The sequence below is a fragment of the Falsiroseomonas sp. E2-1-a20 genome (assembly GCF_051433195.1).
Classification (GTDB): Bacteria; Pseudomonadota; Alphaproteobacteria; order Acetobacterales; family Acetobacteraceae; genus Falsiroseomonas.
Genome location: NZ_JBHMFT010000093.1, coordinates 1 through 6,449 on the forward strand (window position 1 = coordinate 1; position 6,449 = coordinate 6,449).

Here is a 6,449-nt window from a genome sequence, read left to right on the forward strand (position 1 = left end):
AGGGCGGCCGTATGGTGGCCTGGGAGGCAAATCTGGTGGTGTCCTAGCTCAATGATGGTTGGAGGCGTCTCCGGGCATCCTGAGGCGTCCTGGGGCATACCCCCAACCGGGATGGGTCATGCCACCACCGGGGGGGGTGGTCATGCCTTGGCTGCCCCGGCGTTATCGAGCGCCAGCCGGATGGCTTCCGGGCTGTAGGCCTTGCCGGTGTGTGGGTTGACGTGACCGGCCTCCGCCATCGCGGCGGCAATGTCGCGGAGGCTGCGGCGGTCGCCGGTCTTGGGGTTCTTCCGTCGCAGCCGGCGGGCCATGGCGAGGGCGTCCCCGTGTAAGGTCGCCTTACGCCCATCGACCCGGTAGCCGGCGGCGGCACTGGCCCGTTCCCGTGCGCCACGCAGCTTCGCCACCGTGCTCGCTTTGTCGAACTCGGCCACGCTGCCGAGGATTTGCCGGACCATGACGGCGGTAGGCGTCGGGTCGGTGAAGTAGGAGGGCGCATCAACCGGCACGAGTTCGATGCCGCGCGCCTGCAACAGGGCATGGCCTGCGAGCTGCACCGCAAGGTCGCGGGCGAAGCGGCTGGCGTTCTCGACCAGGATCGTCCGCACGCCATTGCCCTCGATGCGGGTCAGCATGGCAGCGAAGCCGGGCCGCTGGTCCACCGGGTCAGCGCCAGACACGGCGGCATCATAGAACTCCGCCTCGACCTCGATGCCGGCCCGGTCGGCATAGGCGCGGATCGCGATGCGCTGCCGCTCGGCGCTGTCGCCATCCACGTTGGTCGCGCTGCTGGTGCGGAGGTAGGCCAGGGCCTTCGTCCGGGTCGCCTTGGGGAGCTTTGCCACTTGTTCTATCTGCCGTTTGCCTAGGTAAAAACTAGGTTACAGCCTCATTGTTGTCAAGTTCCCTGAAGGGAAGTGGACAAAATGGGGCGCCAGTGCCGTAGCGGGCGTCAGAGGCTGCGGTTGGCCGGCGCACCTAGTCCGCGATACGGTCCTGAGATGAATCGACACCAGCGGCTTTGGCTTGCCGCCCTGATCTTCGTGCTATCCGGCCTGCTGATCTTCGTCGCCGCGCGCCTGGTGCGCGTAGAAAACCAGCGATACGCCCTGCTTACCGGCATGTGCCGTAGCTCGCTGGACGTCAGGTTGCCCGATTTGCGCTGTCTGCGGACCGTCGAGACCCGAACCTCGTGGGGCTGGCATCTCTACTACGGCCTGACGGATTAACCCGTCTCGGCTCCCTCCGCTGCTCCGGACCGAGGCCGATGCGTGGCGGCCGATCAGGTAGCAGCACCCTGCGACCCCCGCTGCAAGCGGCTCTCCACCTCCTCGAATCTGCTCAACACTTCCTGCAGCATCGAGGAGGCACTTTCAGCCAGATCGACTTCGCAGCGGATGGCGTTATTTAAAGCCCGCACCATCATGGAAAAGGCGGCGTGAAAAACCTCGCCTCGGGGAAGATCAAAATCCCTATCGTGCTTGAGCCAGTTACGCACCTTGTTGAGGTCGGACGATCCGGTGCGAAACGCTAGAAGCTCCATCCCTGACTTCATTTTGCTGGCGCCGATCTTGGGGGCCAGCTTCCCTAGGACCTCCTCGGCGGCTCCGGCGAGCGTCACCGAAGCGGCATATTCACCAACCATATAAAGCCGGTAGGCGAGATCAAGCTGGCTGATGGCAGCCTCGTGCTGCGTCAGGATTCCGGTGTGGAGCCGTTCTAAGTCGTCGTCGGTCATCGCCGGAGCCTCGCCTACGGTCAGCAGCCGGCGAAGCGCCTAGGCGGCTCAATTGTATGCCAGCACGGCTGATCCTATGTCGATCTAGTCCCCGGCCGGCGCGAGGTCGTCGGTCCTGGATAGCAGCGCGGGGCGGGTCGAGGCCGCCGCCTCCTCCTCGCCCCGGCTGCGCTCCTCCTCTACCACCCGAACATCCGGCTGGACTCTGGATCATCCGGACGACACCTTTCCACGCGACCTGGACCATCCATCCGGGTCCGGAGCGGAGTCCGGATGGACGACAAGCCAACACCTCACACCTACGAGCAGGCCGCCGCCGTCTTGGGCATCCAAGCCGAGGCGGTCCGAGGCCGCTTAAGACGCGGTGCGCTGAAGCGCGGACCTCGTATGAATGATGGACGGCCGACCGTCCTTTTAAGTCCGTCTGACGTTGCTACCATCCGGACGACGCCTCGGACGTCACAGGTGGACTCCGGACCGGACTCCGGACGGATACATCCGGACGACGCCTCCAGCCTCAAAGTGCTGGAGACCGAGGCGGCGCTCCTACGTGAAGCATGGACGCGCGAGCGCGACCGGGCCGATCGAGCAGAAGAGGCGGCAGCACGGGAGCGGGAGCGCGTCGACAAGGCGGCAGCCGAGCGCGAGGCAGCACGCATTGTGGCTGCCGCAGCCACAGGTGAAGCGGAGGGATTACGGGCCGCCCTTCGCACCGCAGAGGCCCAGGCCGCGACCCTACAGGCCGACGTAGTTCGGGAACGTGCCGTGGCGCAGGCGCTGCTTCAGGCCGAGGCTGCGGAGCGCCAAGCGGCAGAGATGGCGCGGGAGGAGCTTGCGGCATGGCGGCAAGGGGGTCCGCTAGCGCGGGCGCTGCGGGCGTTTTTTCGGCGCGGCTAGTAAGTATTGGCGACCACGCGGAGCCGGTGCAATATTGCAACGATGGGAAAATACGATCCTCCTCCGACCTCTTTGATAGACAAGATGATGGAGTGGATCGGCGGTGTGCTGGTCGTCTGCGGGTTCGCGTGGCTGGCGAACGAAATGTTTGGCACCGTTGGGCCGATTTTGGTCGTCACCTACGCCGTGGGCGCTACGATTTTTTGGCTAGCTGAAGGACCGCATGCTCCTGGCCGCCCTCCTGCCGACCGCAGTGAGGACCGCTAACACCCGTCTCGCGGACCTTCATTAATCAGGGCTGCTCGGCCATTGCGGAGGCGGCGCGCATCGTTACGACATTGGCGCCCTGCGCATGGGCGCAGTCATCCAGAGGGCAAATCCATGACATTTCGCTTAGGCAGGGTCCTCTACTGGATTGGCACTATCTGCGCCGCGCTGTGTGGCCTGATGGCCCTCCTGTTCCTCATTCTCGGAACGACATCAAACCGAATGACGGACGGCATGATCCTGGCAATCATGTGGATTGTGGGCGCGATTGCGTGCTGGCTAGCAGGCAGGGGCGCACGTTACGTTCTCTCGAACGAGTAGCCCGGAGGCAGCGGCGCGGGGGAGCGTGATCGGGCGGACCAGCGAGCGGCCGAGCTGGCGCGGGAGCGGGACTAGGTGATGCACCAGGTGGAGGCGGGACGGTCCGAGCTTGCGGCATGGACCCAAGGCGGCCCCCATATACGGGCGCTTCGGGCGTTCTTTCTCCGGCGAGGCTAGTGGATAAAATCTAATGGTTGGTGCTGCGTGCCTTCCATTGCGCCGTCTTAATGACGTAGCTTGGCATCATGCTCTCCATCGTGGCGATTGCGGCTTCGACTGGCGGGCTCGCTCCTTTACGGCAAATCGTTTTGTCCGTGCCGTCGACATCTACGGCGGCGGTGTTCGTGGTCATGCACATTGGCCCTTACTCAAGCGTCTTGCCGGAGCTTCTCAAAGGCGCCAGTGGGCTTCCTGCAACGTTCGCTATCAATGGTGCCGTTATCGAGGCTGGGCGTATCTACGTCGCGCCGCCGGATCATCATGTCTTGCTGGAGCGAGGCTGGATGCGGTTAGGCCATGGGCCGAAGGTGAACCACACTCGCCCTGCTGCCGATCCCTTGTTCATATCTGCTGCCGCTGCCTATCGAGAGCGGGTGATGGGCATTGTTTTGAGTGGCAGGGGCAGCGATGGCGCCGAAGGGTTACGCATGGTCAAAGCCAGTGGTGGCAGGACCATCGTCCAGCAGCCGAATGAGGCGATCGCACCTTCAATGCCGCTTGCTGCGCTCCAGCGGGGGAACCCCGATGCCTGCTTGGCTGTTGCTGAAATCGCGCTAGTCGTCGCGGCGTTCTGTTCTGTTTGACGGGCCATCCGTCTGAGCGGTCGGCGCCAGATCGCGGACCTTATTCAGGCGGCAGGCTAAGTGCGGCCCGCACGCACTCTCGGTAAGCTTTGTCCCTCTCGGCCTGGGTCTTGGCCTCGGCGAGGCGTTTCCGCGGACCTGTCATCCGCTCCTTTGCACGGCGGACGATTTCCCGCCCATCCTCCCGTGTCGCGCTACACTCCCGGATCTGCAAATACCTTACGGCGTCTCCACCAGCCGCAGAAGCGGGGCCTCAGCCTGTGCCTTGTCACGCACCTTGCCGGGGAGGTGCGTGGCGATCCATGGGTTCATGAAATAGCGGACCACGCCAGGACCACGCAGGCCAGCGACCTTCTCCCGCTTGCGAGAAATAGCGCCGATAGACGCCAGCTCCCCCATAACCCGTGTCACGTCTCGCGGGGTCACGCCTGCGACGTCGGCCAACTCGTCGCGGGTTTTCACAATCTCGCCCGTGTCGCGGCGCAGGCTTAGGAACAGCTTGGTCCACACCCGCATCGCGATGATGGGGGTGGCGCTGTTCTCCAGGAGCCAAGACACCACGCGATCGTTCGCGGCTGCCGAAAGCATGACGAAGGTCCACCCGTTCTCGGATGCCGTCTCTGCGTCAATGAACGCGAGCATCCCCGATCTAAGATCGGCCGGCATCTCGCCGAACGCCAGAACATGCTGACGCAAATTTTCGGCCTGTTCGGCGCGGAGCCGCTTCGGGCGCGTGCGGAGGGGGTGCAGCGTTGCAGACATTGGCCTGTGGATCGCTTCCGATTAGGTGCAGCACCACAGCACCACTAGGTGGAGTCGGGCAACACCTACTCGAGGGGGCCTACGCGCGCGCGCGCGATAGACAGACCTTAGAAAAGAACCCCCCCCCGGTGCAGCCCATCGGTCAAGCGGAACCGGGGGGGGGTTCTTCTTCCCACCCTACCCTCCCTTCGGGCGCCACCGCCTGTGGACAAATGGCGCAGCACCATTGGCCTGACTTGTCCGGTAGTGGAGGAGCCACTAGGGGAGGCGCCTATGAACCCTTGGATCGCGTGCGCCGCAGCGCTTGGGCTGCTGCTACTGGTCGGCGGTGCCGTCCTGGCATCCTGCGGGCACCACCAGGCTGCCGATCCTGGACCTGTTCTCCCTTTCGATCCGATGCCCTGACGGTAAGGACACACCTTACCGGGCTCCGGTGCTGACGGCAGGTCAGCCTAGGCGTGGAAACGCTTGCGCTTGGGCGGGTGCAGCACGGCGTGAAGCTCCGGCAGCGTGACCAGCTCGCGCCAGCCGGCGGCGGCACGGGTAGCACGCCCGATGCTGTGGCTGACGCCGCTACGCTTGCCCTCGGTGGTGCAGGGGCCACGGCCTTGGTTGTCCACCCCCAACGCCAGCATCACCAGGCGGCCATCAAAGCGGGCTATGGGCGAGGTTTGCTTGAGGAAGTAGCGCAGCAGCCCTGACCGCTGGAACGCGGTCGCCATGCATGGGCGGTCGTCGGGTGTGATGACAATGCCGGCAGGATCGGCGTTGAAGCGGCCGGCTTTGAGGATGTGCTGGTGCAGATCGTCCCGAAGGGCTGGATCAAGATGCAGCGCCATGTGGGTGTGACGACCGTAGCGGCCATCCTCACGAAGCCAAGCAAAGGCGATAAACTGGCCGTATCTGTGCAGCCAAGACTTCATGCTGTCGAAGGTTCGACCCTGAAAGGCCATGAAGGCTTTGCCGGTTAGGCCGGAAGCTTCGGAGTGTTTCCAGGCCATGGTGACATGCAGGGTGAACGGGGAACCTATGAAGTCTGCGTAGGATGCAGCGTTTACTAGGTTCCTGGCCTGTTTGAACGGAAGGTGGTCTAGAATACGGCCCTGAAGGGCTAGGGGATAGACATCACTTACTACTGGCGGCGCCCCGAGATGGGGCGTTTCGACGGCTTCGGGAGAGGACATGAGACGGGCCGGAATTGGCGGCTAACTGCGGGTTAGCGGCTGGCATTTGGTCGAGCCGGCCCATCGGGCTGCTAGGCTCTGAGCGCCTTCAGTTTTCCAGAGTCGAGGGAAAACCGGGCGCCACCACCGATGTTTGTGTCACATCGGCAGGTAAAAATCAACCTGAGATATAGGTGCGACTGCGGTGGTTGCCGGGCCATAGCGGCAGGGGGAGAGCGCCCGCGCATACGTCTTGGCCTAGTAAGTGATTGAAATTGTTGTATAATATGGGCTTGTGAAGGGGCGTCGGCCTGCGCTGGCCCGCCAGCATCGGCACCCGTTCGGCCAGTTGGGGGATGATCGAAGTGGTATCTGCCGCGGATCGGGCAATTTTACGCTTCCTCGTGTAAAGACACCCCCCCACCCCCGGCTTGCCCCAGCCCCCCCCGACAGCCGGCAGGGGAGGGGGTGGGCAAGAACATGCCCCTGGGTTGGCCT

The 6,449-nt window shown here is 63.9% G+C and carries 7 protein-coding genes; 3 read left to right on the forward strand and 4 right to left on the reverse strand.

Going from position 1 to position 6,449, the window contains the following annotated elements; genetic code table 11:
• Nucleotides 1-140 precede the first annotated feature (140 nt).
• Nucleotides 141-845, reverse strand: coding sequence for a recombinase family protein (locus ACFHPP_RS30055; protein ID WP_437166909.1), 705 nt, complete (start codon nt 843-845; stop codon nt 141-143).
• Between the two features lie 156 nt (nt 846-1,001).
• Here ACFHPP_RS30055 and ACFHPP_RS30060 point away from each other — a divergent pair, with 156 nt between their 5' ends.
• Entirely contained in the window at nt 1,002-1,229 is a 228-nt protein-coding gene (locus ACFHPP_RS30060; protein ID WP_437166910.1) for a hypothetical protein, read from the forward strand.
• 53 nt (nt 1,230-1,282) lie between these two features.
• Here ACFHPP_RS30060 and ACFHPP_RS30065 read toward each other — a convergent pair whose 3' ends face one another.
• Nucleotides 1,283-1,738, reverse strand: a complete 456-nt coding sequence (locus ACFHPP_RS30065; RefSeq protein ID WP_437166911.1) for a hypothetical protein — start codon at nt 1,736-1,738, stop codon at nt 1,283-1,285.
• A gap of 465 nt (nt 1,739-2,203) precedes the next feature.
• On the opposite strand from ACFHPP_RS30065, the gene ACFHPP_RS30070 reads away from it, so the two are divergent.
• Together ACFHPP_RS30070 and ACFHPP_RS30075 are read left to right on the forward strand one after the other, a co-directional pair.
• Nucleotides 2,204-2,635, forward strand: coding sequence for a hypothetical protein (locus ACFHPP_RS30070; protein ID WP_437166912.1), 432 nt, complete (start codon nt 2,204-2,206; stop codon nt 2,633-2,635).
• 833 nt (nt 2,636-3,468) lie between these two features.
• Nucleotides 3,469-4,026: a chemotaxis protein CheB gene (locus ACFHPP_RS30075; protein WP_437166913.1), complete on the forward strand. Its 558-nt coding sequence runs from the start codon at nt 3,469-3,471 to the stop codon at nt 4,024-4,026.
• A gap of 219 nt (nt 4,027-4,245) precedes the next feature.
• Here ACFHPP_RS30075 and ACFHPP_RS30080 read toward each other — a convergent pair whose 3' ends face one another.
• Nucleotides 4,246-4,788 carry a helix-turn-helix domain-containing protein gene (locus ACFHPP_RS30080; RefSeq protein WP_437166914.1) on the reverse strand — a complete coding sequence of 181 codons (543 nt, stop codon included), beginning with the start codon at nt 4,786-4,788 and terminating at the stop codon, nt 4,246-4,248.
• A 452-nt stretch (nt 4,789-5,240) separates the two neighbouring features.
• Entirely contained in the window at nt 5,241-5,789 is a 549-nt protein-coding gene (locus ACFHPP_RS30085) for a hypothetical protein (protein WP_437166915.1), read from the reverse strand.
• Between the last annotated feature and the right edge of the window lie 660 nt (nt 5,790-6,449).